Origin of the sequence: Clostridium uliginosum (assembly GCF_900112485.1) — a bacterium.
Taxonomy (GTDB): Bacteria; Bacillota; Clostridia; order Clostridiales; family Clostridiaceae; genus Clostridium; species Clostridium uliginosum.
The window spans coordinates 104,289-129,846 of record NZ_FOMG01000005.1 but is presented as its reverse complement, the minus strand read 5'-3'; the positions used below and the strand labels follow the sequence as shown (position 1 = coordinate 129,846).

Sequence of the window (25,558 nt, the reverse complement as noted above, 5' to 3'; positions counted from 1 at the left end):
AACTTTAAATGTTAGAAACTATTAGTAAAATTTTTCTAATCTTCTTTAATAAATGTTATTTCTATTTCTTTGTTATTACTTCACTTGATAATTCTGAGACAGCCCCTTTTGTTTTTCTTTCATATGTCTTAAATTTGTTTTACTTCTAAATTTTTACCATAAATATTTTTAAATCTATCTTTCATTTTTAGGACTTGATTTATTTCTAAATTAATATTTAAATGAGATGAAATAGTAATTAGAACGCTTTCTTCTGTAATATCTACATTTAAAGAATCTACAGCTCTTTCAAGACTTTTATCTAAATGTTCAGCAATCATAAGTAATATATTAATGGAATCAATAGCTTTAATATCAAATTTATTTATAATAGAAAAGAAAGGAGGTAATGCCACCTTATCTTTTTCATTATGAGTAGCTGCAATTGCTGCACTCATTAACAATTCCTTATGAGAAAGGCCATTAATACTTGAATTTAGTATTACATAAAATGAGTGTTTATGATGATGATAATAATCTATACTAACACCTGAATCATGTAATAAAGTTGCAGTTTTTAAAACGTTATTATATTTATCGCCTAGCTTATGAAGTGGTTTTAATTCATTAAAAAGTATGGAGGTTATATTAAATACATGTTCAGCATGTATTCTATTAATATTTAAATAGTCGATTATACCGTTTAAATTATAATCTAATATGTCATTAATAGGAGTGTAATGCTCTTCAATATATTCAAACATAATTCCTTCTCTTAAGCCTCTACCTGAAATAATAATATCTTCACATTTAACCTTTTCAATTATTGTATCAAATATAGTTAATCCACCTACTATTAAGTCAGCTCTTTCTAATGATAAGCCTTCAATTCTAGTTCTTTGCTTAAAATCTTTACATTTTAATAAGTTGTATATTTTATGTACATCGATGTCATTTAATTTATAGTTGTGTAGTATATCAAAGGGATATCTCTTTTTTGCTCTATCAATTTTACAAATTGCTCTAGCAGTACCACCAACAGCTATAATAGATTCATATTTTTCTTTTTCTAACCATTCAATGTCACTTAAAGCACTTTTTATATTTAAAATAGACTTGTCCAAATTTTCATAACATATTCTATCATCTAAATGATATTGAAAAGTATAATTTAAGCTTCCAAATGGAATGGTAGCACTTTCTTTAATTTTCCCATCCTTTACCCAGGTTAAATGAGTAGAAGCACCACATACATCAAGAATAAGAGAATTAGTAGTATATATACTCTTAGTTACTCCTAAATAAGTATAATGTATTTCCTCTTCATTAGATAATACTGTAACATTAATATTAAATTGATCTTTTATTTTTTCAAGAAAATCATTACAGTTTGAAGCTCTCTTTAGTGAGCAATTAGCAACTGCAATTATTTCTTTAACATCTGAAAAAGTGCATAAAGATTTAAATGAACGTACATTTGCAAGAGTTTCCTCAATTTTATATTGTGATAATTCATTACCTTCAACTAAATCTTTAGATAATTTTATATCACTACTTGATTCTCCTATAACTTTATAATAACCATTTTTCAATACATTCATTAATGTAAATTTGACTGAATTAGCACCAATATAAATAACACCTATTTTATTCATTTTATAACTCCTCACAAGTATTAATAATTATTAGGCATATAAGCAAACTCCATATAAACCTAAGAATCACTTTATAAAAACTAATACTTATTATACAACATTTAGCAATTAATTTATATGGAGAAGAAGTTAATTTTATGTAATTTTAAGATTGACAAATAGTAATCTCATTTGTATAATGAAAAAAGATTAATATAGAGAAATTCTGAGAAGAGGAGAGTACTTTTAATTGATTTCTAAAGCGAGTAAGGATGTTGGTGTAAGCCTTATGGATAAATTAAGAGGAAAAGAACCTTGGAGAAATCACCTGAAATAAAAAAAGTAGGGATGGTCGCAAATAACTTTGCGTTAAAAGTTAAGTGGTATTTTTATTTACGAGTTTAACTATGTGATAAAAATACAATTAGAGTGGTACCGCGGATAATTCGTCTCTTAATTTAAGAGGGGGATTTTTTATTTTAGAAAAATATAAAATTTTTCTTATTAAAAGCTAATGTTTATTATAGTAAGCATAAAATATTTACTTTGCTTTTTAGACATTTGGAAAAAATAATAATTAAATAAAAACCTGAGGAGGCTTATATTATGGATTATAAAAATAAAATTTCAGAATTAATTAAAGCACATGTAGATTTAGAGATTAACGTTATAGAGAAGCTTATTGAAATACCACCAAAACCTGAAATGGGAGATTATGCTTTCCCGTGTTTTCAACTTTCAAAGATAATGAGAAAATCTCCTAATATGATAGCTGAAACTTTAAAAGAATCTATTGATAAAGAAGGATTTGAAAGGATTGAATCTCTTGGACCGTACTTAAACTTTTTTGTTGATAAAGGAACATTTGCAAAAAATACAATAGAAAAAGTTTTAAAAGATGGAGATAGCTATGGCTCATCAAATATAGGAGAAGGAAAGAGAGTATGTGTTGAATATTCTTCACCTAATATAGCAAAGCCATTTCACGTTGGACATTTATTTACTACAGCAATAGGAAATTCATTATATAAGATGTTTAAAAAAGAAGGATATGATGTTGTAGGTATAAATCACTTAGGAGATTGGGGTACTCAATTTGGTAAGCTAATTTCAGCCTACAGTAGATGGGTAGATGAGGAAGCTTTAGAAAAAGCTCCAATTGACGAACTTCTTAGAATTTATGTTAAATTCCATGAAGAAGCTGAAAAAGATCCTAGCTTAAATGATGAAGCAAGGTTAAATTTTAAAAAACTAGAGACTGGAGATGAAAAAGCTACAGCTCTTTGGAAGAGATTTAGAGATTTAAGCTTAAAAGAATTTGAAAGAGTTTATGATATATTAGGTGTTGAATTTGATTCATTAGCAGGAGAAGCGTTCTATAACGATAAAATGGATGTTGTAGTTAATGAATTAAAAGATAAAAAATTACTTGTAGAAAGTAATGGAGCTCAAGTTGTAATGCTTGATGAATATAACATGCCTCCTTGTATAGTATTAAAAGGAGATGGAGCTTCAATATATGCAACAAGAGATTTAGCGGCTGCTATGTATAGAAAGAAAACTTATGACTTTTATAAGAGTATTTATGTAGTAGGCACACCACAAGCACTACATTTTAAACAAGTATTTAAGGTATTAGAACTTGCAGGGCATGAATGGTCAAAAGATTGTGTGCATGTAGGTTTTGGATTAGTTAAGTTTGCAGATAGAAAGCTTTCAACTAGAAATGGTTCAATTATTTTACTTGATGATTTATTAAAAGAAGCTATTGAAAAAACACTAGAGGTTATAAATGAAAAGAATCCAGAACTTGAAAATAAAGAAGAAGTAGCTAAAAAAATAGGTGTTGGAGCTGTTATCTTTACTTATTTAAAGAATTCAAGAGAAAAAGATATTGTATTCGATTGGAAAGAAATATTATCTTTTGAAGGAGAAACTGGCCCTTATGTTCAATATTCATATGCTAGAGCAAATAGTATATTAAGTAAAGCAGAAAATATATGTGGTGAAGTTGACTATAAAAAACTATCTTCAAAAGAAGAGTTTGAATTAGTTAAGTCTTTAGCTAATTTTAATAATCAAATAAAGCTTGCAACAGATAAATTGGAGCCATCAATTTTAACAAGATATGTTATTGAAGTTGCTAAAGCATTTAATAAGTTCTATAATGCTCATTCAGTATTAAACTTGGAAGATGAAAGTTTAAAGGCTACTAGAATAAGCTTAGTTAAGAGTAGTTTACAAGTAATTAAAAATGCTTTAGAACTATTAGGAATAGATGTAGTTCAAAAAATGTAGCAAAGATTTAAAAATTAGTGTATAGAAATTTAGATAAAAAAGTATGTTCTTAAATATACTAGAGTTTATATTTCGTTCTCCGAACTTTCACACCGTGTAATCTATGATTTTGTGTGAATCACTTACTCAGCGAGTATATACGAGTCGAGCTTTCTTATGACGCAAAATAGACTAGCTGACTTACTTGTTATTTATTTTAATGTGCCTGAACTTATTATAGTCATTAAGCTAATAGTAGAATTAGTTTGATGACTATTTTTGTATATAATTGAGATTTATTGATGACTTATAGCTAAAACTATAAGTAGAAAGATATAACATAATATTTTATAATAAAAGTAGTTCAATTTTAGATTATTTGTAAAATATTTTTAGATTAGTTAATAATATATTTTTAATAATTTAAAACATGAATGTAAGTGAGAGGGAGAATGAGAAAATGGATTATAAGATATTTCAATTAGTAGTTGAGAATATTCCACAACCTGTATGGATAAAAGATTTGGAATTAAAATTTATATATGCAAATAATGAATATAAAAAGATACATAATGGAAAAAGAAAAGAATTTATTGGACTAAAGCATGAAGATGTATTTAGTGAATTAGTAGTAGAAAAATATAATGATCAATGTAATTTGGTTATAGAAACTTTAGAATCTAGAACGGAAGAGGGGTATGTAGATGGAGTATACAGAAAATGTACTATATTTCCATTGATAGATCAGAATGGAATTATAAAAGCTATAGCTGGTATAGATGCTAATCTAGGAATTGTAAAAGAAAAAGACAAAGTTATAGAAGAACAAAAAAATTTATTAAAGGTAATAGTAGATACGCTGCCTGGAATGATTTTTTATAAGGATACAGAGGGGAAATATGTTTATGCAAATAAAGAATATGCTAAATTTCATGAAAAAAATGGTGTACATGAGATAATTGGTAAAAGAGATGTTGATATACAGATTAGTGGAGAATTAGCATCTGCATATGCTCAAGGGGATCAAGAAGTAATGAAAAGTAAAAAGTCTATCTTCACTGATATAGTAACTAAGATTGAACAAAACAAAACAGTATATAGTGAAGTTGTAAAGGAGCCTGTAATAGATAAAGATGGTGAAGTTGTTGGAGTAGTTGGCCTTGTTTTAGATGTCACTGAAAAAAAGGAAATAGAAGAAAGACTAAAATATTTAAGTTATACAGATAGTCTAACAGGTGCATATAATAGAGCTTATTTTGAAGAGAAGGCAGAAGAATTTTTAAATGAACAGTATTTTCCAGTAGGTGTAATAATGGGAGATGCTAATGGATTAAAGGTAATAAATGATACATTAGGGCATTTAGAAGGTGATAAGTTATTGAAATTAATAACCAAAGTATTAAAAGATGTATGTAATAAAAAGGATTTAGTATTCAGAATTGGTGGAGATGAGTTTGTAGTGTTAATTCCAAATGCTACTGAGGATGAATGTGAGTCTATGATAAGAAAGGTTTTTCAAAGATGTAAGGTTTACAGGCATGATTTAATTGACATAAGTATAGCTTTGGGTGCATCTATAACTAATAATCTTAGTAAAAATATATATGATACATTAAAGGATGCTGAGGATAAAGTATATCGTCAAAAATTATTACATGAAAATAGTATTAATAATTCCATAATGTATTCATTAAAAGCAGGACTTGAAACTAAAAGTATGGAGACAGAAGAACATACTGAAAGAGTGCTAGAAAATGCAATAGTCATAGGTGAAAAATTACATTTATCAACTTCTCAAATGGATGAATTAATAATAGTAGCTAAATTGCATGATATAGGGAAAATAGGTATAAGTGAAGAAATATTACTTAAGCCAAGTAGATTGACAAATGAAGAATTTGAAATAATAAAAACTCATACCGAAAAAGGATATAGAATAGTAAAAGCATCTAATAAATTAAATAGCATTGCTAAAGGTGTTTTAACTCATCATGAAAGATGGGATGGTAAGGGATATCCTCTCAAATTAAAAGGTAAGGCTATACCATTAGTAGCTAGGATTATAAATGTGGCAGATTCATATGATGTTATGACAAATGATAGAGTGTATAAGAAGGCAGTAAGTAAGGAATTAGCCATTAAAGAATTAAAGAATTGTTCAGGGAGTCAATTTGATTCTGAAATAGTGAATTTATTTATAGAATATTTAGAAGAAACAAAAACAAATTAGTTAGAAAAAATTATGCATTGGGCTGAAATGTATAAAAGTTATATAAATTAACTGTTTGAATACCTTAATTAGCTAATAATATGTATTTATAAATGTAATATATGTTATAATTAGTTTTAATACACTTTATGAAGAAAGGAGAATGGTTATTGTTTATAAATAATAATATTAAATATAGAGATATATTAATATTTGGGTTGATTGGAATAGTAGGATATAAAATTATAGATAATTATGATTTTTTCTTTGATCTAACTAAGAAATTCTTATCTATTATATCTCCGTTTATATATTCTTTAATTTGTGCATACATGTTAAATCCTATAATGATGTTTTTTGAAAGAAATTTTAAATTTTCAAGGTCAAGGTCTATATTAATAACATATGCAATTATAGCTGGAATAGTAGTTATGTTTTTATTTTTTACTATCCCAAGTCTTATAAATAGTATTGGAAATATGACTAAAGAAGTTCCAAACTATATGCAAGTTGTACAAGGATGGATTAATGCTGCACTTAAAAATAAAAAATTATATGGATTGATTACTCAAGCAGGACTTTTAGAAAAGATTCAATTATTGTCAATTCAAATTGGTAATTTTACTGTAACTATATTGCAAGGAATGTTAACATATTTATTATCTTTTACAACAAATTTAGTTAAGATATTATTAGGATTTTTAATAGCTATTTATGTATTGGCAGATAAAGAAAACATTATAAATGGTGCTAAAACTCTTTGTTATATAATATTAAAAGAAAAGAAAGCAAATAAACTAATAAATTTTGTTAGAATATATAATAAAATGGTTGGCGCTTATATTGGTACAAAAGCAGTAGATTCATCTATAATAGGGTTGATTTCGCTAGTTGGATTAATAATTGTTGAAGCACCATATGCATTACTTTTAGCGTTAATAGTAGGAATTACCAACATGATTCCATATTTTGGACCTTTTGTAGGTATAATAATTGGTGTAATAGCATCAATTTTTATTTCACCTATGAAAGCTGTAATAGTATGTGTACTTTTAGTTGGAATTCAACAATTTGATGCATGGTATCTTGAACCAAAGCTTGTAGGTGCAAAGATTGGAGTAAAACCATTTTGGATTATTATGGGGATAATGATTGCAGGAGCGTTTTTAGGTCCACTAGGAATGCTATTAGCATCACCTACAATGGCAACTATGAGAGTATATTATATTGAAGTTGTAAAAAAGTTTAAGGCAAATAATGCAGAGTTAGTAAAAAGAGAAAAAATTTAATAGACAAGGCATTGTAAAATAAATAACTAGTAAAAGATTCTTAGGATTTTTTGAACTAGACAAGGAAGTGAATGCAGTTATTAGCTACATTTACTGACGCTGTATAGTACAAAAAACACAAGAAGATTTACTAGTTATTTATTTGGAAATGCCTAAGGCATATTAAAAAAGTTGAGATTAAAGTATTAATTTTCAACTTTTATTATAGTACATACACATTAAGATAGATTCATGATATCAAAACTTAAAATATTTATTAAACTAAAAATCATTAGCAATTATTAAATAAAATTATAAATAAATTTTATTTTTTATTTTTATCATCATCTTGAGTATTGCAGTTTTGGGAACAGTTTTTACATCCACCACAACTACACTTACCTTTTGATGAATTTTTTATTGATTTAAATATTACAAATCCTGCAAATAAGCAAATTGCAATAGTAATTAATATTTCTATCATTAAAGTAACACCTACCTTAAACAATTAGATTTTATATATTGAATGATTAATTTTTATTTTAAGGCATATTTAAAAAAGTAACAAGTCAGTATGACACAAAATATACGTCGTATCTTTGACTTGTTATTCTCTTTCATATTCTTAAATAATTAAATTTCCTATATTGAATACTAAAAACGCTACAATCCATGCTAGAATTAGCTGATAAAATACTGAGATTAAAGTAAATTTAGTACCAAATTCTTTTTTCATAGTTCCAACTACAGATATACATGGAGTATAAAGTAATATAAATACTAAGAAAGCATAAGCTGATAAATTTGTAAAATGAACTGGCAAAATCATAGATAAATCTCCAGAGAATATTACGCCCATAGAAGCCAAAACTGATTCCTTTGCAAGTAGTCCTGAAAGTAGGGAGACAGCAGATTGCCAGTTACCAAAACCTAAAGGAGCAAATATAGGAGCAATTACATTACCTATAGAAGCTAAAATACTATCATTAACTTGATCAACCATTCCATGAAGATTAAAGTTTGATAAGAACCAAATAAGAACGCTCATTGCAAATATTATTGTTCCAGCTTTTTTTAAGAATTCTGAAGCTTTATCCAAAGTTTGCTTAATTATTGATGATAACTTTGGTATTTTATATTCTGGAATTTCAATTATAAAAGGTTCTTCGTTTTTTTTAAAATATGTATTTTTAAGCAATATACCTAATAAAAAGGCTATTATTATTCCAAGCAAGTATAATGAAGCTACTATAAGTCCTCTATGTGACTCAAAAAATACAGCTGCAAAAACTGTATAAACAGGAAGTCTTGCATTACAAGACATTAGAGGAACAAGCAGTGCTGTTAATTTCCTATCTTTTTCGCTCTCTAATGTTCTTGCAGTCATAATAGCAGGAACAGTACATCCAAAACCTATTATCATTGGGATAAAGGCTTTGCCAGACAATCCCATATTCCTCATTAATTTATCCATCAGAAAAGCTACTCTAGCCATATAACCACTATCTTCTAGTATTGTTATACATATAAACAATACTAATATGATTGGTAATAATACAATTATTCCACCTACACCAGAAATTATTCCACCTACAATAAGAGATTGAAACCATGGAGCAGAATTAGAAAGCAGATTAGTCATATATGGAATTATTCCATTATTTAAAAATGTATCCAATAAATCTGATAATGGTTGTCCAATCCAAGAAAATGTGATTTGAAATATTAAAGTCATTGCAAGTAAAAAAATTGGATATGCAAGCCATGGATTTAATAATATTTTATCTAGTTTTTCTGAAAAACTAGTTTGATTTTGTTTTGATTGAGTAACACTTTTACTTAATACTTCCTCAATAAATGCATAAGCTTCAGCTTCAGAAGAAAAATCATATTGTTTAGAATCATTGTCAGAAAGAAAGTTTTCTTCCTTTAGCCTATTAGATATATCATCAATTCCAATATTTTTACCAGCTACAATAGGGATAACCTCTACATTTAAAAGACTAGATAATTTTTTGTAATCAATAATTATTCCTTTATTCTCACAAATATCTATCATATTTAAAGCTAATACTATTGGTTTATTAAATTCTTTAAGTTGTGTAGTTAAATAAAGATTTCTATTAAGATTTGATGCATCAATAATATTTAGTATTAAATCAACTTGTCCGTTTTTTAAAAATTCTTTAGATACTTTTTCTTCATTTGAAAATGTATCCATGGCATATATACCAGGTAAATCTACAATTTTAACATTATCAAGGTAACCTTCTTTTTTATCAACAGTTACACCTGGCCAATTACCAACATATTGGCTTGATCCTGTTAAGGCATTAAATAAGGTAGTTTTTCCTACATTAGGATTTCCTAGTAAAGCTACAGTTGTCATAATTTAAAATCCTCCCTATATGGATAATAAGATATTTTTAGCATCATTTTTCCTAATTGCTAAGTCAAAGCCCCTAAAAGTGATAACTATTGGGTCTCCTAATGGTGCTCTTCTTTTAAATTCAACTTCAGTACCTTCAATACATCCTAAAGCAAATAATCTCTTTTTTAATTTTAAGTCCCCTTGGACGGAAGCTATAATTCCTTTTTCTCCTGGCTTTAAATCACAAAGACACATGAATATCACCTCCAATTGAAAATTATTATCGCCTAAGTAATAATAATATCATCATTAAGATATGTTAGTCAATACTTTGGATTTAAAAACATAATATATATGATAAGAATAAAAAGAATGAATAGAATCTTTAACTAATTTGAAAAATAATGTATAATAAAATGTAAAAACCTTAAAATATGCTAAAAGAGAAGAGGTGGGGTAATGTCAAAAATAGGAGCATTTTTTGATTTAGATGGAACATTATACAGAGAAGGTTTAATTACTGAGGTGTTTAAAAAAATGGTCAAATATGAGATTATAGAACCAGAAAGATGGTATAATGAAGTAAGACCAGATTTTATGAAATGGGATAAAAGACAAGGTGATTATGACAATTACCTTTTAAAAATGATAGATGTTTATTTAGAAGCTATTAATGGGTTATATAGTTATCAAGTAGAATATATAGCAAAAAAAGTAGTTGAGCAAAAAGGAGATAGGGTTTACACTTTTACAAGAGATAGAATAAAGTGGCATAAACAGCAAGGTCATATTATAATGATAATATCAGGTTCACCATCAGAACTTGTTAAAGAAATGGCTAATAAGTATGGATTTAGTGATTACAAGGGTGCAAATTATGTTATAGATGATAACGGTATGTATACTGGTGAAGTAGTTGCAATGTGGAACAGTAAAAGTAAATCTAAGGCTATAAATGATTTAGTAGAAAAGCATGGAATTGATCTTGATAAAAGTTATGCTTATGGAGATACATCCGGAGATTATACTATGTTTAAGGAAGTGAAACATCCATATTGTATTAATCCAACAAAAGAACTTTTACAAAAGGTTTTAAAAGATAGGGAATTAATAGAAAAAATTAATGTTATAGTTGAAAGAAAGGATGTAATCTACAACTTAGATATTGAAGATATACAATTTGTATAGGAAAGAGTGGTACTGTGATTATTCGTGAGAACAACGTAAAAGTAGAAAAGTTTAGTGATGAATTTATGATAAAACTTGAAAAAAGAAAATATTTACCGAGTGAACTTATATTCTTTGATCTTGAACATTATGTATATAAGAAACCTAAATGTATAGGTGTATTTGGAGCTTGTGAGTTTAATGATAAAAAAAATGAAATTTTAGTAACTCAATATATGATTGAAGATAGAGATGAAGCAGTAGATATACTTTATTTAGCAAAAAAATATTTTATTAAGATGAAAGAATTGGGTAAGAAAGCTATAGTTACTTTTTCAGGTAATAATGATTTTACTGTTATAAATTATCTTTTTAAGCAATATGGGATTGAATACAATTTTAATGAGGAATATGATTCCATTGATATTCAAAAGGAATATGAAAAGAATAAAATAAGCTCAATAGGACTTAAAAATTTAGAAAAGCTCTTTGACATTATACGAGAAGGAGAAGTTATTAGTGGATCTAATTTAGCTAAAACTTTTCATAAAGTATTAAAAGACAAGAGCTATTTTAAGAGAATGCCACAAGAAAAGATAGAAAAAATACTTCTTTATAACGAACAAGATGTTGTAAATCTTTACCATATTTATATTAATTGGAAAAAGTATATTTTTGAAGATATTGAAGAAGAATTACTTGATGACTTTGAGAATGTGTTGGAAGATGATAATAATATAAATGAAATAAGTGAAGAAATTAATGGCTTTGATTATGAGAGTAAATCAATAATAAATCACTAACTTTATTTTATAACTTATAATTTTTAGAAGAGTTTTTCTAAGCTTCAGATTGATAAAATTATTATTTTAAGAAATATTGATCTGAAGCTAAGAAAAATAAACTTGAAATAAATAATACGGTACCTTTAAAAGCCCTCTTGATACTAAATAATCAAGAGGGCTTTTATATTTAAATTTAAGGTATTTTACAATGCCTTAAGTAATTCAATACCTTTTTATACTCTGGCATAGCAAGTTCATGGAATTATTCTAAAGAAAGTTTTCTTAATATTCTCCATTCATCCATTTAAGTTTTGAATCATCAAAGATTGCAGGGGATTTAACTATATCTTTAAAATCAAATATTTTAATTAGTTCTTCAAGAGTAAAGATTTCATCGTTTGTACCTGAATAAAGCCCTCTCATCATTTAAAAAGTAATGAAAGGGACATAATTTATGATATTAATTCTATGATATATCAATGAATATTTCATGTCAATGCTTAACTGGGTATTCTTAGCGAAGAATGCATTAGTAATCATCTCTTGGTAATAGTACTTCCATTAGAAGAAAGTACTATTGTTCCTTCTTTATTTGTTTGATAAATAGTTACGTTATTGTCTTTTAAACGTGAAATAGTATCTTTATTGGGATGATTATAAGTATTATTATTGCCAACACAAATTACACCAAGTGATGGATTTACTTTTTTAAGGAAATTCTTTGTAGTAGAAGTTGATGATCCATGATGTCCTAGCTTAAGAACATCAGATTCAATATCATCGTTATTATTCAATATTTCTTTTTCAACTTCTTTTTCAGCGTCTCCAGTAAATAAAAATGAAGTTTTTCCATATTCAATCTTCATAACAGGAGAATAATTATTAAGCTCTTCATAAGAATCTTGAGTAGGAGAGAATACAGTAACTTTTGTACCTTTTCCTAAATTAATTGAATCCACTCCTTTTTTTATTACATTGATCTTTAGATTTTTAGATTGTAAAGATTCAATCATTTTTTCAAATGTTTTTGAGGTGTGTTCTACCTTTGGAGCATAAAAATTTGAAACATCATATTTTTTTATAATATCAGCCATATTTCCAATATGGTCTTCGTGTGGATGAGTTGCAATTACATAATCTAATTTAGATATATTTAATGATTTCAAATAATTTAGAAGATTATCTTTACCAGTCTTTGGACCGGAATCGATTAAAAGATTTTTTCCGTTTGCTTGAATTAACATTGAGTCACCTTGTCCTACATCGATAAAATGTACAAGCATCTCATTGGAATTTGAGTTTTGTATAGATTTTTTAGAATTTTCATTTGTACAACCTACAAATGAAAATATAAGAATTATCATAAATACAGCTAGAAATTTAAATTTAATTTTCAATTAAGTTCCCCCTTTTTAGGTATACTGACTTGTTATTTTTTGAACATGCATTAAGTTTATCATTTTAAATAAATTTAGAGAAGGAAAATAATATAATTAGCAAGTGATAACTATTACATAAAATGTAAAAACATCATATTATGTGCAAGTAAATATACTTAAATAAATAAATTAATCAACTTATTTATTAACTATTTATTAAGGTTGAATTTTTTAACTAGAACTTATATACAAATTATAAAATATGGGAAATGCAAAAAAGCAAGGTTGAATATTGCAAAAAATGTGTTATAATTAAACAATACGTGGCATTTTTAAACAATTATGCAATATTGAAGGCTATAAAAATTCATATAGGGGGCAATTAAATGAAAAAAGAATTTTCAATGAGTAATGATAAGGTAATAATAAATTTTACAGCTAAGTACTGTAATAATATTGATTCTGTATTAGAAAGCGATGGATTTAGAAGAGTATTAGATAGTTATTTAAAAAAATCTAGTAAAAAAAATACATTAACATACAGATATTTAAAACAATCTTTAGAAACTGATAATGCTGCTTATATTTGTAAATCATTAATAAAAGTAATTAAGTTTTTAACAATAACGGGCGTTGAAGAAATTATAGAGTATAGTCCAAAATGTGAGAAATTATTAAATGATAAGGATAGTTTTATAACATTTATAGAAGAATTTTATTTATACTGGAGAAGATTAGAAAGATATACAATAATCCATAGATATAAACTTCAACAAGGCTTAGCTGCTATGAGTTTTACTGAAGCAAATGCAGCATTCTCAGTAGTAATCTTAAAGCTATATAGAAAAGTTGAAAAGAATGTATTAGGATATCAACCAAAGGTTTATAGACAGCTACCAGCTGGTGGAAATGCATGTGTTATGGTTCATAAAATGGAATGGCCAATTCCACTAGATTATGAAGTATTAGAAGATATTTCTTTTATTGATAATATACTTTTAGAAACACCATTTATAACTTATCCTAAGAAAAGCACAAGAGACGGAATGTTTTCAGAAACTCATGAAAATCCATTAAAATATGCACAAATGAATAAAGAACACTGGTTATGTTATCCAGCAAAAGTAGGTGAATCATTGGCATATATATATTTTCATAGAGACTTTATGGCTCATGGTATTACCTTATGTAACTTGTTTGAAATGGCAAGAAGTGAAGAAGTAAGAGGTAGAAAACCAGATATAGTTTATGTATTTGGAGCTAATGATGATAATGGAGATGAATTAAAAACAATATTCTATAATGATGAAAAAAATGATATCATGCTAGGATATATAAACCATTCAGAAAAAATTGATTACTTTGGATATATGAAGAAGATGACATTAACTCTTCACAATTTAATCATGATAAAGAAAGGATACTTACCAATACATGGAGCTATGGTAAACATCATTCTTAAAGATGGTAATACAGCAAATGTTGTTATTATGGGAGATAGTGGAGCAGGAAAGTCTGAAAGTTTAGAGGCTTTCAGAAGTTTAAGTGAAGACTATATTTCTGATATGACTATAATATTTGATGATATGGGTACATTTAAATTAAAAGATGGAGTTGTTTCAGGATATGGTACTGAAATAGGAGCTTTTGTTAGATTAGATGACTTAGATCAAGGATATGCATTTAAAGAAATGGACAGAAGTATATTTATGAATCCAGATAAGGTTAATGCTAGATTAGTTATGCCAGTAGCACCTTATAAAGAGATAATTAAAGGACATAAAATAGATTTCTTTTTCTATGCGAATAATTATGAGGCAGTAGGGGAAGATGGTAAGCATTTAGAATACTTTAATTCATCAGAAGAAGCAATAAAAGTATTTACAGCAGGTGCTAGAATGGCTAAAGGTACTACTACTGAAACAGGCTTAGTTGAATCATTCTTTGCTAATCCATTTGGACCAGCTCAAAAAGAAGATGAAACTAACATCCTTATTGAAAAATATTTCAATACTATGTTTGAAACAAAACAAGTTAAAGTTGGTCAAATTAAAACTTGCTTAGGAGTAAAGGGACAAGAAAAGAACGGACCTAGAAATGCTGCTTTAGAATTATTTGATGAAATAAAAAAAATGTTTTAATATATTTATTAAGGTATATGAAAGAAAATAACTAAGACTCATTCAAAAAAATAATAGACCAGTTTCCTAGTCTATTATTTTATGTATCTAAGGTATATTAAAATAATAAGTTTAAGTATAATAAAAAGGATTAAGGTAAAAACCTTAATCCTTTTTTAATATCTTTTCTTTTAGAGATTTAAGTATTGAATCAAAAGATTTTGATGAAACTGTTGGAAAAGATCTTACTAGTCGTACATGATTTAAATTTAATTTAAATTTCTCGAATTTATTTTCAATTGCTTTTGATTTACCATTAGCCTTTTCTTTTGTTAATGATATAAAAGATGTACATCTTTCAAATAAATCACCAGTATCTACTTGAAGTAATGATAATAATTTTTTAAACTTAATTAAAGAAATTATAGTAAATGAGAAATCTAGTATAAAATAAATTGCAATTGCATAAAAAATGTGATTTCCAATAGATTTTGGTATTTTATAAATAATGTTTTCAATTAAAGGATGTATTACCTTTACGACAATAACTGAAGCTGCTCCCCACATTAAAGAAAAATGAAAACATATTCTTCCATGAAGATTTAAAGGATCTTCACTATAATCCCACCACTTAGATTTAAAAATCTTTTCTAATATAAAACCAGTAAAGTATTCTATAATTGAAGTTAAAATAGTTGCTAAAATAAATAATAATAAAATATTAGATCTAAATCTGTCTAATAATATTATTATAGAAACTATACCACCACCATAAATAGGACAAAAAGGACCATATAAAAATCCTCTATTTACAAAATATCTGTTATTTTTATATGCATAAAGTACCTCTACACACCATCCTAAGAACGAGTATATCATAAAAAAATATACTAGATCATATAAATTAAAATTTATTATTTTAAATAATTCCATATTTCCTCCTAAAGATACTAATTATTTTTTTTTACATAAGAATTATATTATATAATAAAAATAATTAATATAGGATTAATTTTATCTTAATTATTTTTAATTTTTTTAATTTGGGTGATTATTAAAAAAATAAGATGAAATTAAACATCACTTATAATTAAAAGTGATGTTTAATAAATTTTTATGTACTCATAAAGAGCTGATAGATTTTTCTTTTATGAAAAAAGAAATAGAACATAAATCAGCTGTACAACTTAAAGCATAATTAGTCTAGTTAAAATTATAATTAATAAAAATAACATTTCAATTAAATTTAAAAAATCTACTTAATCCCCAATTAATTGTTTATATAATCTAATGCTTGAATAAAAACACACTTCTTACTTATAAAGTATATTAATAGTATGTACTTTAAATGTGATTTTATTCCCACTAATATAAACTTCTTTATAAAGATATATTTCTGTCTATCGGTTGAGATAAAGAAATAAATGTATCTGTTCTTTGTATACCATCTATATTATTTATTTTATTAAGTAGAAGATCCTGTAAATCAGAAATGTTACTACAAACTACCTTAGAAAACATAGAGTAATTTCCAGTTGTTAAATGTAATTCTACAACTTCATTTATTTTAGACATTTCTTCAAATACACAAGAAAAAGAAGATGCTTTATCTACATATATTCCAACAAAACAACAAACGTCATATCCTAATTTAGCTAGGTTTAGAAGAATTCTAGTACCTCTAATTATACCTAAGTCCTCCATTTTTTTCATTCTAACATGAATGGTTCCACCGCTGACATGACATATTCTTGCAATTTCTAAATAAGGAGTTCTACAATCTTTTATCAATAAATCCAAAATTTGTAAGTCTAACTCATCTAAATGAGTATTTGTAACTAGTGTCATATTATCACCTCTTAATTAATTATCAAATCCAATTTTAATTTTATCAAATATTTAATGATTATTAAAGCTAAAATGGACAACTTTATTAAAAAAAATATTAAATTTTATTAAAATAATAATTTTTGTTATTATATACTTAGTTATAAAAAATAAAAAAATATATGTAATGCTTGATAATATAGATAATATCTAATAAACTAAATAGTAGATACATTTAAGGAGGGATGACATATGGGCATTTTCATGATGATTCTTAGTTTTATTGCAACATTAGCTATTGTAATTGGGCTTTATTGGGTTTGTAAAAAATTTGTATTTAGAAAAATAAAAATAAACAAATGGATACCACTTGGGATATCGATAGTATTGTTTATAATTCAAATATTTTTACCTATTTTAAATGAAACCCCTATTGTTAAAATTATATTATCAATAGTAGTTGTATTATTTTTCTTATGGTTTATGGATATTCAACAAACTGGTGGACTTAAAAAAACAGAAAAAAAGATAGTTATTAAACCTAAAGCTAAACCTAATAGAGTAAAAAATAAAAATAAATAAAAAAGAGCTACTGGAAATAGGAACTAATGAAAATTTCTATTTCCAGCAGCTCTTTTTTATATTAGGCTCTGTTTTAATATAAACATTATTTTAAAACAGAGCCTTTTATATTATTAATTGATCTTAGTAATTCATGCATTAAATTTCAAATAAAAACGTTGACATAATCTTTATAAGAATATAGTATAGACTTCAAAGAACATATACGTATATGTTTTAAATGATTAAGAGGTGACATTTATGGAGAAAAAATGGTGGCATAGTTCAGTTGTTTATCAAATATATCCTAGAAGCTTTAATGATAGCAATGGAGATGGGATTGGAGATATCAGAGGCATTATAGAAAAATTAGATTACTTAAAAGAACTTGGAATAGATGTTATATGGCTAAGTCCAGTTTATAAATCGCCTAATGATGATAATGGTTATGATATAAGTGACTACTGTGATATAATGAACGAATTTGGAACTATGAAAGACATGGAAAAATTGATTGAAGAAGGTAAAAAGAGAAAAATAAAAATCCTTATGGATCTAGTCGTAAATCATACATCTGATGAGCATAAATGGTTTATTGAATCTAAAAAGTCAAAGGATAATTTATATAGAGATTATTATATATGGAGAGATACCGTTAATGGATGTGAGCCAAATGAATTAAAATCAACATTTAGTGGTAGTGCTTGGGAATACGATGAAATATCGGAACAATACTATTTACATTTATTTAGTAAAAAACAACCTGATTTAAATTGGGAAAATAAAGAAGTACGTAAAGAAGTTTGGAAGATGATGAACTTTTGGATTGAAAAGGGTATAGGCGGTTTTAGAATGGATGTAATTGATCTAGTAGGAAAGATGCCTGATGAAATGATTAAAGAAAATGGACCTAAATTGCATGAATATATTCAAGAAATGAGCCGAAATTCATTTGGAAAACATGATTTGTTGACTGTTGGTGAAACATGGGGAGCGACTCCTGAGATAGCAAAATTATACTCTAACCCAAATAGAAATGAGCTTAGTATGGTATTTCAATTTGAACATATTAGCTTAGATAAAATACCAGGTAAGAATAAGTGGGATTTAAAAAAATTAGATTTAACTGATTTAAAGAGAGTTTTGTCAAAATGGCAAACTCAGTTAGGTGTAGATGGATGGAATAGTTTGTTTTGGAATAACCATGATCTACCAAGAATAGTTTCGAGATGGGGAAATGACAAAGAATATAGAGTGAAAAGTGCAAAAATGCTAGCCACTTTGCTTCACGGAATGAAAGGTACTCCTTATATTTATCAGGGAGAAGAACTTGGAATGACTAATGTAAAATTTGAGACTATTGAAGAATATGATGATATAGAAATACAAAATATGTATAAAGAAAGAAGAAAATTAGGATATAGTCATGAAGAATTAATGAAGTCTATATATGCAAAAGGAAGGGATAATGCTCGTACCCCAATGCAATGGGATGATTCACAAAATGCAGGGTTCTCTGATGTAAAACCATGGATAGGAATAAATCCTAATTATAATAATATAAATGCAAAACAATGTTTAAAAGATAAAGACTCTATATTTTACCATTATAAAAAGCTTATAGAGATAAGAAAAAATAGTAATAATATAGTATATGGGGATTATAAGTTATTAAATGCAAATGATAAAAATGTATTTGCCTATATAAGGAAGTTAAATGAAGAGAGAATTTTAGTAGTTTGTAACTTTTATGAAACAACTGCTATATTTAAATATGAGGGTAATATAGAAAAGGAAGCAGAGATACTGTTAAGTAATTATAAAGATTCAAGTACAAATATTAAAGAACTAATACTGAAACCATATGAGGCAATAATGTATAAAATATAAGAATTAAAGCTAGTTAGAAACACTCTAACTAGCTTTAATAAGTTACTTTAACAATTGGAATATTGTTCTAATGAAAACGCTTAATGAAAACATTGACACTGCGTATACGTATATGTTATTATTCAATTACAAGTTATACGTATAAGTTAAAAAGAGAGGAGATTATATTATGGGAAAATTCACTAATGATGTCAAATCGCTTATTAATTATTTGGGTGGTAAAGAGAATATTGCAACATTAACACATTGCGTTACAAGATTAAGGTTTGTTTTAAATGATACTAAAAAGGCAGATGTTAACAGTATTGAAAAATTAGCGTCTGTAAAAGGTACATTTACTCAAGCAGGACAATTTCAAGTAATTATTGGAAATGAAGTTTCAACATTTTATAATGAATTTATAAGTGAAACAGGAATACAAGGTGAAAATAAAGATGCTGTAAAACAAGCTGCAAAAAAGAACATGAGTGTTTTACAAAGAGGAGTTGCTAATTTAGCAGAAATATTTGCACCATTAATACCAGCAATAATTGTAGGAGGATTGTTACTAGGATTTAGAAATATAATTGGTGACATGAAATTATTTCAAGACGGCACAAAGACATTAACAGAAATATCACAGTTTTGGAATGGTACTAATAGTTTTCTATGGTTAATATGTGAAGCTATATTCCACTTCTTACCTGTAGGGGTTGTGTGGTCTGTAACTAAGAAAATGGGAGCTAATCAAATGCTTGGTATAGTTCTTGGAATTACTTTAGTTTCTCCACAATTATTAAATGCTTATGCAGTTAGTGGCGCTAAAACTATTCCAGTATGGGATTTTGGATTTGCTAAAATTAATATGATAGGATATCAAGCACAAGTAATACCAGCAATTTTAGTAGGCTTTGCATATGTATACTTAGAAAGATTTTGGAAAAAGGTATCTCCAGATTCAATTCAGATGATAATAGTACCATTTTGCTCTTTAGTACCAGCAGTATTGTTAGCACATACAGTTTTAGGACCAATAGGTTGGGCAATTGGTAATGGAATTGCAACAGTAGTTCAAGCAGGATTTCATTCTTCTTTCGGTTGGTTATTTGGTGGAGTATATGGATTTGTTTATCCTATATTAGTTATAACGGGATTACACCACACATTATTACCAATAGATTTACAACTTATAGCAACAACTGGTGGCACATATATGTGGCCAATAGTTGCATTAGCTAATATAGCACAAGGTTCAGCAGTATTAGGATACATATATTTAAACAAAAAGAATGTAGAAGAAAAGCAAGTAGCAGTTCCAGCGTGTATATCAGCTTACTTGGGTGTTACAGAACCAGCTATCTTTGGTGTTAATTTAAAACGTTTCTATCCATTTGTAGCAGCTATAATAGGTTCAGGAATAGCAGGTATAGTTTCAATGATAACTGGTGCAACAGCAAACTCAGTTGGAGTTGGTGGTTTACCAGCAATCCTTTCAATGCAAGGAAAAAGTATGTTACCATATTTAATATGTATGGCAATAGCAATAGTAGTACCGTTTATATTAACAATAATATTATCTAAGAGTAAATTAGCTAAAGTTGGAACTAAATAATTAATTTAATTAGAATAAGTGCAAGGTAAGGAATCTCCATTACTTTGCACTTATTAATACAATCAAGATAATATTAACTTATATGTACAAGATTAGATGGAGCGTGATTATATATGAAAGATTTTAAGAAAAGTGTAGTATATCAAATATATCCAAAGTCATTTAAAGATTCTAATGGAGATGGATTTGGTGATTTAAAAGGAGTTATAGAAAAGTTAGATTATTTAAAAGAATTAGGAATAGATTATATATGGCTTACTCCTTTTTATATATCTCCACAAAGAGATAATGGTTATGATATTGAAGATTATTATAATGTTGATTGTAGATATGGAACTATGGAAGATTTTGAACTTTTAGTTAAAGAAAGTAAGAGTAGAAATATAGATATAATATTAGATATGGTGTTTAACCATACATCAACAGGACATGAATGGTTTAAAAAAGCATTAGCTGGTGAGAAAAAATACAAAGATTATTATATTTTTAGAAAAGGAAAAAAGGATATTCCTATAACAAACTGGAAATCAAAATTTGGTGGAAATGCGTGGGAATATGTTGAAGCATTGGACGAGTATTACTTACACTTATTTGATGTAACTCAAGCTGATTTAAATTGGGACAATAAAGAGTTAAGAGAAGAAATATATGATGTAGTTAATTTTTGGATAAAAAAAGGGGTTAAAGGATTTAGGTTAGATGTTATAAATTTAATATCTAAACCAAGTACATTTGAAGATGATAATATTGGAGATGGAAGACGATTCTATACTGATGGACATAAGATACATGAATACTTAAAGGAACTTAATGAGAATACATTTGGAAAATATGATGATATTATAACAGTTGGAGAAATGTCATCTACATCAATAGAGAATTGTATTAAATATTCTAATCCATATGAAAAAGAATTATCTATGGTATTTAATTTTCATCATTTAAAAGTAGATTATAAAGATGGTGAAAAATGGTCTTTAATGGATTTTGATTTTAAGAAATTAAAGAATATATTTAATAATTGGCAAAGAGGAATGATTGATGGTAATGGATGGAATGCACTATTTTGGTGCAATCATGATCAACCTAGAGTAAATTCAAGATTTGGAGATGTGAAAAAATTTCATAAAGAATCATCAACAATGCTTGCTACAGCAATTCATTTAATGAATGGAACACCATATATTTATCAGGGTGAAGAATTTGGAATGACAAATCCTGAATTTAATACAATAGAAGAGTATAGGGATGTTGAATCTATAAATTACTATAATATATTAAAATCCAAAGGCGTAGATGAAGAAAATATTATGAATATATTAAAGAGTAAATCAAGAGATAATTCAAGAACACCAGTTCAATGGGATGATAGTAAGAATGCAGGGTTTACAACAGGTACCCCATGGATTTATGCACCTGAAAATTATAAGAAAATTAATGCGAAAAATTCATTAAATAATAAAGAATCTATTTTTTATTATTATAAAAAACTTATTAGTATAAGGAAAGTGGAGAACACAATAGCATATGGAGATTTTAGAATGTTATTACAGAATCATAAACAAGTTTATGCATATGAAAGAAAGTTAAATGATGAAAGTATAATAATTGTAAATAATTTTTATGATAAAGAATGTACTATAAATTTAAAAGAAGAGATAGATTTTGATGGAAAGAAAGTAGAACTTTTAATATCAAATTATAAGTGTAATTATGATAAATTTGAAAATATTAAATTAAAACCGTATGAGTCATTTGCTATTAAACTTAAATAAATAATTTAATGGAAGTAATTAATCTTTATAATATTGATTAGTTACTTTCTTTCATGTGCCTAATAATAAATTTATTGTAATCTAAACACTTCTTGTAGAATGTATATATTGATGTTAAAATTATTATGGTGATGAATGTGGATAGCAAATATTTAATTATTTATAATAGCATATTAAATAAAATAGAAAATGAAAATTTAAAGCCTTATGATAAATTGCCATCAGAAAGTGCTTTAATGGGTGAATATAAAGTTTCCAGAGATACTGTTAGAAAATCTTTAAATTTATTAGAGCAAAATGGATATATACAAAAATCAAAGGGAAAAGTAGCTTTTGTACTAGATATTAATAAGGTTGCATTTCCTATATCAGGGATAACTAGTTTTAAAGAAATAGCTAAAAAAGCTAATTGGAAATATGAAACTCATGTAGAGGAACTTGATATTGTAAAAAATAATAAAAGATTGATGAATAAGCTTAAAATTTCTGAAGAAGATGAGGTTTGGAGATTAATAAGAGTTAGAGAAATTGATGATGAAAGAGTAATATTAGATAAAGACTATCTAAATAGAGAGTTTGTTCCAGAATTAACAGAACAAATATGCAAAGAATCTATTTATGACTATATTGAAAAAGAACTTGGTCTAAAAATAAGTTTTGCTAAAAAAGAAATAACTGTTCAAAATATAAATGATGAAGATAAAAATTATTTGGATATAAAAAATTATGACATGATAGTAGTAGTTAAGAGTTATGTATATTTAGAAGATGCAACTTTATTTCAATATACTGAATCAAGACATAGACCAGATAAGTTTAGGTTTGTAGATTTTGCTAGAAGAAATTATTAGAAATCTGTTTATTATATTATATAAAACAAAAATGAAATATAAATTTTAAATTTGTAAAGTAATAAATAAAAATTGGTTTTAATTAAAACATGTAAAAAGATGTATTGCAAGATAATTTTTTTGAATCTTTGCAATACACTTTTTTTATACTCTAAATATGGGAGAACTTATTGCTACTTTATCATTAAAATAAACTACTTTAATAATATACCATTTTTCATTTTCTTTAGGATTATGATTATAAATATATTTGATTCTATTTAAATTTAGATTGGATATTTTTTTTATAGTATTTCCTCCAAAAGAAATAATATTAATTTCTTTGATTTTATAGTTAGGATCCTCAACAAATATAGAAAATTGTAGCTCATCTTTATCTATAGGAAGAATTTCTCCCATAAAACAGTTATTTATAGTAAAATACATAATTAAAGATTTCGATTCTGTTGAATAAGTATGTCTACTTCTAAATGCAGTTATTAATGAATCAGTAGTAAGCTCATTTGAAATAATACAAGTTAAATTTTCATCATCTCCAAAATTCATTCTATGATTATCTTGAGAATTTATTGCGCCTAGTTTCCATCCCTTATCTAATAGATAATAATAATATTTATCATACCTAGTATATTTATTAGGAGAAGAACCATTACCAACTTCTATTGAGGTTATAACTTTATTTAACATTGGATTATGTTCTAAATATTTTATGTTTTTATGAGGATGATTTATGCTTATAAAAGAGTTTGGATTATTAAACATCCAAAGTATTAATAATTGCATATTGTTAACTACACCAGTAAAAAACCTATTAGAATTTATAATGTTAATATCTCCTAAAATATTCGTCTTACCTTCAAATCCAATTAAAGGTAAAAAATTATCATGTTTTTTTCTATATCTTGTACGTAGATATTTTAAAGCTTCCCATTTTGTTATTTCACTACCATTTACTCTAACAGTCTTTGTAAGATAATTGTTATGATCTGTTAAAATTAAAAAATCAAGTCCGTTATGGCGGGCATAATCAAAGGCTTCAGTTGGAGTGCCACGTCCAGTGGAAAAGGCACAATGTGCATGAGGAATACCATAATAGAATTTTAAGCTTTTGAAATTAAAATCTCTTTTTATTTTTGCTTGTTTTTTATCCAAATAATACAACCTCTAAAAATTGTTTATAATATATAGTATATCTTCTTAACTAAAATAATGACAATAAGTAAATGTAATGATAAAATAAGTTTAGATATTGCAAAAAATATAATAGTATACTGACTTGTTATTTTTTTGAATATGCCTAAACAGATGTTTTAAAGAAAAGAAGAAGGTGGAAAAATATAATGATAAGAGGTTTTAAAGGGAAGAGTCCTAAAATAGATAAAGACGTTTATATTTCAGAAACTTCAGTTGTTATTGGAGATGTTACAATAAAAGAAGATTCTAACATATGGTTTGGAGCAGTTATTAGAGGCGATGAGGAGTCAATATCAATAGGTGCAGGAAGTAATGTACAAGAAAATGCAGTTCTTCATGGAGATGCAACTCACAAGGTGCTTGTTGGCGATGGAGTTACTATAGGACATGGAGCTATAGTCCATGGATCTACAATAGGAGATAACGTATTAGTTGGCATGGGTGCTATAATATTAAATGGAGCTAAGATTGGTAAAAATTCCATGGTAGGTGCAGGAAGTTTAGTTACACAAAATAAAGAATTTGGAGATGGAGTTTTAATACTTGGAAATCCAGCAAAGGCTATAAGGAAATTAAGTGAAGAAGAGATAGAAGGTAATAAAGAATCTTATTTAAATTACATAAAATTAAGTAAAGAAATGCAAGGAAATAAGTAGATTTTAAAAGGCATCTTAAAAAAC

Annotated in this window: 20 protein-coding genes, 1 pseudogene and 1 other annotated feature; of the genes and pseudogenes, 12 read left to right on the top strand and 9 right to left on the bottom strand. The window is 26.5% G+C overall.

Going from position 1 to position 25,558, the window contains the following annotated elements; genetic code table 11:
* Positions 1-128: 128 nt before the first annotated feature.
* Positions 129-1,634, bottom strand: coding sequence for a Ppx/GppA phosphatase family protein (locus BM027_RS05285; protein ID WP_090089447.1), 1,506 nt, complete (start codon positions 1,632-1,634; stop codon positions 129-131).
* A 198-nt stretch (positions 1,635-1,832) separates the two neighbouring features.
* Positions 1,833-2,070, top strand: a binding site (T-box leader).
* 149 nt (positions 2,071-2,219) lie between these two features.
* Here BM027_RS05285 and argS point away from each other — a divergent pair.
* The 3 genes from argS (at position 2,220) to BM027_RS05270 (ending at position 7,388) form a co-directional block, all read left to right on the top strand.
* Entirely contained in the window at positions 2,220-3,911 is a 1,692-nt protein-coding gene (gene argS / locus BM027_RS05280) for an arginine--tRNA ligase (protein ID WP_090089446.1), read from the top strand.
* Between the two features lie 439 nt (positions 3,912-4,350).
* Positions 4,351-6,120: a sensor domain-containing diguanylate cyclase/phosphohydrolase gene (locus tag BM027_RS05275; RefSeq protein WP_090089445.1), complete on the top strand. Its 1,770-nt coding sequence runs from the start codon at positions 4,351-4,353 to the stop codon at positions 6,118-6,120.
* A 149-nt stretch (positions 6,121-6,269) separates the two neighbouring features.
* The gene (locus BM027_RS05270) at positions 6,270-7,388 is read left to right on the top strand and encodes an AI-2E family transporter (RefSeq protein WP_090089444.1); all 1,119 of its coding nucleotides are present in this window, start codon (positions 6,270-6,272) and stop codon (positions 7,386-7,388) included.
* Positions 7,389-7,692: 304 nt separating this feature from the next.
* On the opposite strand, the gene BM027_RS05265 is transcribed toward BM027_RS05270, so the two are convergent.
* From BM027_RS05265 to BM027_RS05255, 3 genes are all read right to left on the bottom strand, one after another.
* Complete coding sequence (locus tag BM027_RS05265) at positions 7,693-7,851, bottom strand: FeoB-associated Cys-rich membrane protein (RefSeq protein ID WP_090089443.1); 159 nt, start codon at positions 7,849-7,851, stop codon at positions 7,693-7,695.
* A 141-nt stretch (positions 7,852-7,992) separates the two neighbouring features.
* Positions 7,993-9,756: a ferrous iron transport protein B gene (feoB, locus tag BM027_RS05260; RefSeq protein WP_090089442.1), complete on the bottom strand. Its 1,764-nt coding sequence runs from the start codon at positions 9,754-9,756 to the stop codon at positions 7,993-7,995.
* A gap of 15 nt (positions 9,757-9,771) precedes the next feature.
* Positions 9,772-9,993, bottom strand: a complete 222-nt coding sequence (locus BM027_RS05255; protein WP_090089441.1) for a FeoA family protein — start codon at positions 9,991-9,993, stop codon at positions 9,772-9,774.
* A gap of 204 nt (positions 9,994-10,197) precedes the next feature.
* On the opposite strand from BM027_RS05255, the gene BM027_RS05250 reads away from it, so the two are divergent.
* Together BM027_RS05250 and BM027_RS05245 are read left to right on the top strand one after the other, a co-directional pair.
* Positions 10,198-10,926: an HAD-IB family hydrolase gene (locus BM027_RS05250; protein WP_090089440.1), complete on the top strand. Its 729-nt coding sequence runs from the start codon at positions 10,198-10,200 to the stop codon at positions 10,924-10,926.
* 14 nt (positions 10,927-10,940) lie between these two features.
* Positions 10,941-11,708: a ribonuclease H-like domain-containing protein gene (locus BM027_RS05245; RefSeq protein WP_090089439.1), complete on the top strand. Its 768-nt coding sequence runs from the start codon at positions 10,941-10,943 to the stop codon at positions 11,706-11,708.
* A 247-nt stretch (positions 11,709-11,955) separates the two neighbouring features.
* Here BM027_RS05245 and BM027_RS18860 read toward each other — a convergent pair.
* A pseudogene (locus BM027_RS18860) lies at positions 11,956-12,107 on the bottom strand (glutamate--tRNA ligase); the annotation flags it as partial.
* Between the two features lie 119 nt (positions 12,108-12,226).
* On the bottom strand, positions 12,227-13,054 hold the full coding sequence (locus BM027_RS05240; protein WP_090089485.1) for a ComEC/Rec2 family competence protein: 828 nt from the start codon (positions 13,052-13,054) through the stop codon (positions 12,227-12,229).
* A gap of 401 nt (positions 13,055-13,455) precedes the next feature.
* Here BM027_RS05240 and BM027_RS05235 point away from each other — a divergent pair, with 401 nt between their 5' ends.
* Positions 13,456-15,210: a phosphoenolpyruvate carboxykinase gene (locus BM027_RS05235; RefSeq protein WP_090089438.1), complete on the top strand. Its 1,755-nt coding sequence runs from the start codon at positions 13,456-13,458 to the stop codon at positions 15,208-15,210.
* 144 nt (positions 15,211-15,354) lie between these two features.
* Here BM027_RS05235 and BM027_RS05230 read toward each other — a convergent pair whose 3' ends face one another.
* Positions 15,355-16,122: a putative ABC transporter permease gene (locus tag BM027_RS05230; protein WP_090089437.1), complete on the bottom strand. Its 768-nt coding sequence runs from the start codon at positions 16,120-16,122 to the stop codon at positions 15,355-15,357.
* Positions 16,123-16,569: 447 nt separating this feature from the next.
* On the bottom strand, positions 16,570-17,037 hold the full coding sequence (locus BM027_RS05225) for an Lrp/AsnC ligand binding domain-containing protein (RefSeq protein WP_090089436.1): 468 nt from the start codon (positions 17,035-17,037) through the stop codon (positions 16,570-16,572).
* A gap of 231 nt (positions 17,038-17,268) precedes the next feature.
* Between BM027_RS05225 and BM027_RS05220 the strand changes: the two genes are divergently transcribed.
* From BM027_RS05220 to treR, 5 genes are all read left to right on the top strand, one after another.
* Entirely contained in the window at positions 17,269-17,598 is a 330-nt protein-coding gene (locus BM027_RS05220) for a hypothetical protein (protein ID WP_090089435.1), read from the top strand.
* Between the two features lie 240 nt (positions 17,599-17,838).
* Positions 17,839-19,467, top strand: coding sequence for a glycoside hydrolase family 13 protein (locus BM027_RS05215; RefSeq protein WP_090089434.1), 1,629 nt, complete (start codon positions 17,839-17,841; stop codon positions 19,465-19,467).
* A gap of 169 nt (positions 19,468-19,636) precedes the next feature.
* Complete coding sequence (gene treP, locus BM027_RS05210; RefSeq protein WP_090089433.1) at positions 19,637-21,058, top strand: PTS system trehalose-specific EIIBC component; 1,422 nt, start codon at positions 19,637-19,639, stop codon at positions 21,056-21,058.
* Positions 21,059-21,171: 113 nt separating this feature from the next.
* Positions 21,172-22,833, top strand: coding sequence for an alpha,alpha-phosphotrehalase (treC, locus tag BM027_RS05205; protein WP_090089432.1), 1,662 nt, complete (start codon positions 21,172-21,174; stop codon positions 22,831-22,833).
* Between the two features lie 137 nt (positions 22,834-22,970).
* Positions 22,971-23,684, top strand: a complete 714-nt coding sequence (gene treR / locus BM027_RS05200) for a trehalose operon repressor (RefSeq protein ID WP_090089431.1) — start codon at positions 22,971-22,973, stop codon at positions 23,682-23,684.
* A 144-nt stretch (positions 23,685-23,828) separates the two neighbouring features.
* Here treR and BM027_RS05195 read toward each other — a convergent pair whose 3' ends face one another.
* Complete coding sequence (locus BM027_RS05195) at positions 23,829-24,836, bottom strand: CehA/McbA family metallohydrolase domain-containing protein (RefSeq protein WP_090089430.1); 1,008 nt, start codon at positions 24,834-24,836, stop codon at positions 23,829-23,831.
* A gap of 188 nt (positions 24,837-25,024) precedes the next feature.
* Here BM027_RS05195 and BM027_RS05190 point away from each other — a divergent pair, with 188 nt between their 5' ends.
* Positions 25,025-25,534, top strand: coding sequence for a gamma carbonic anhydrase family protein (locus tag BM027_RS05190; RefSeq protein WP_090089429.1), 510 nt, complete (start codon positions 25,025-25,027; stop codon positions 25,532-25,534).
* Positions 25,535-25,558: the final 24 nt, after the last annotated feature.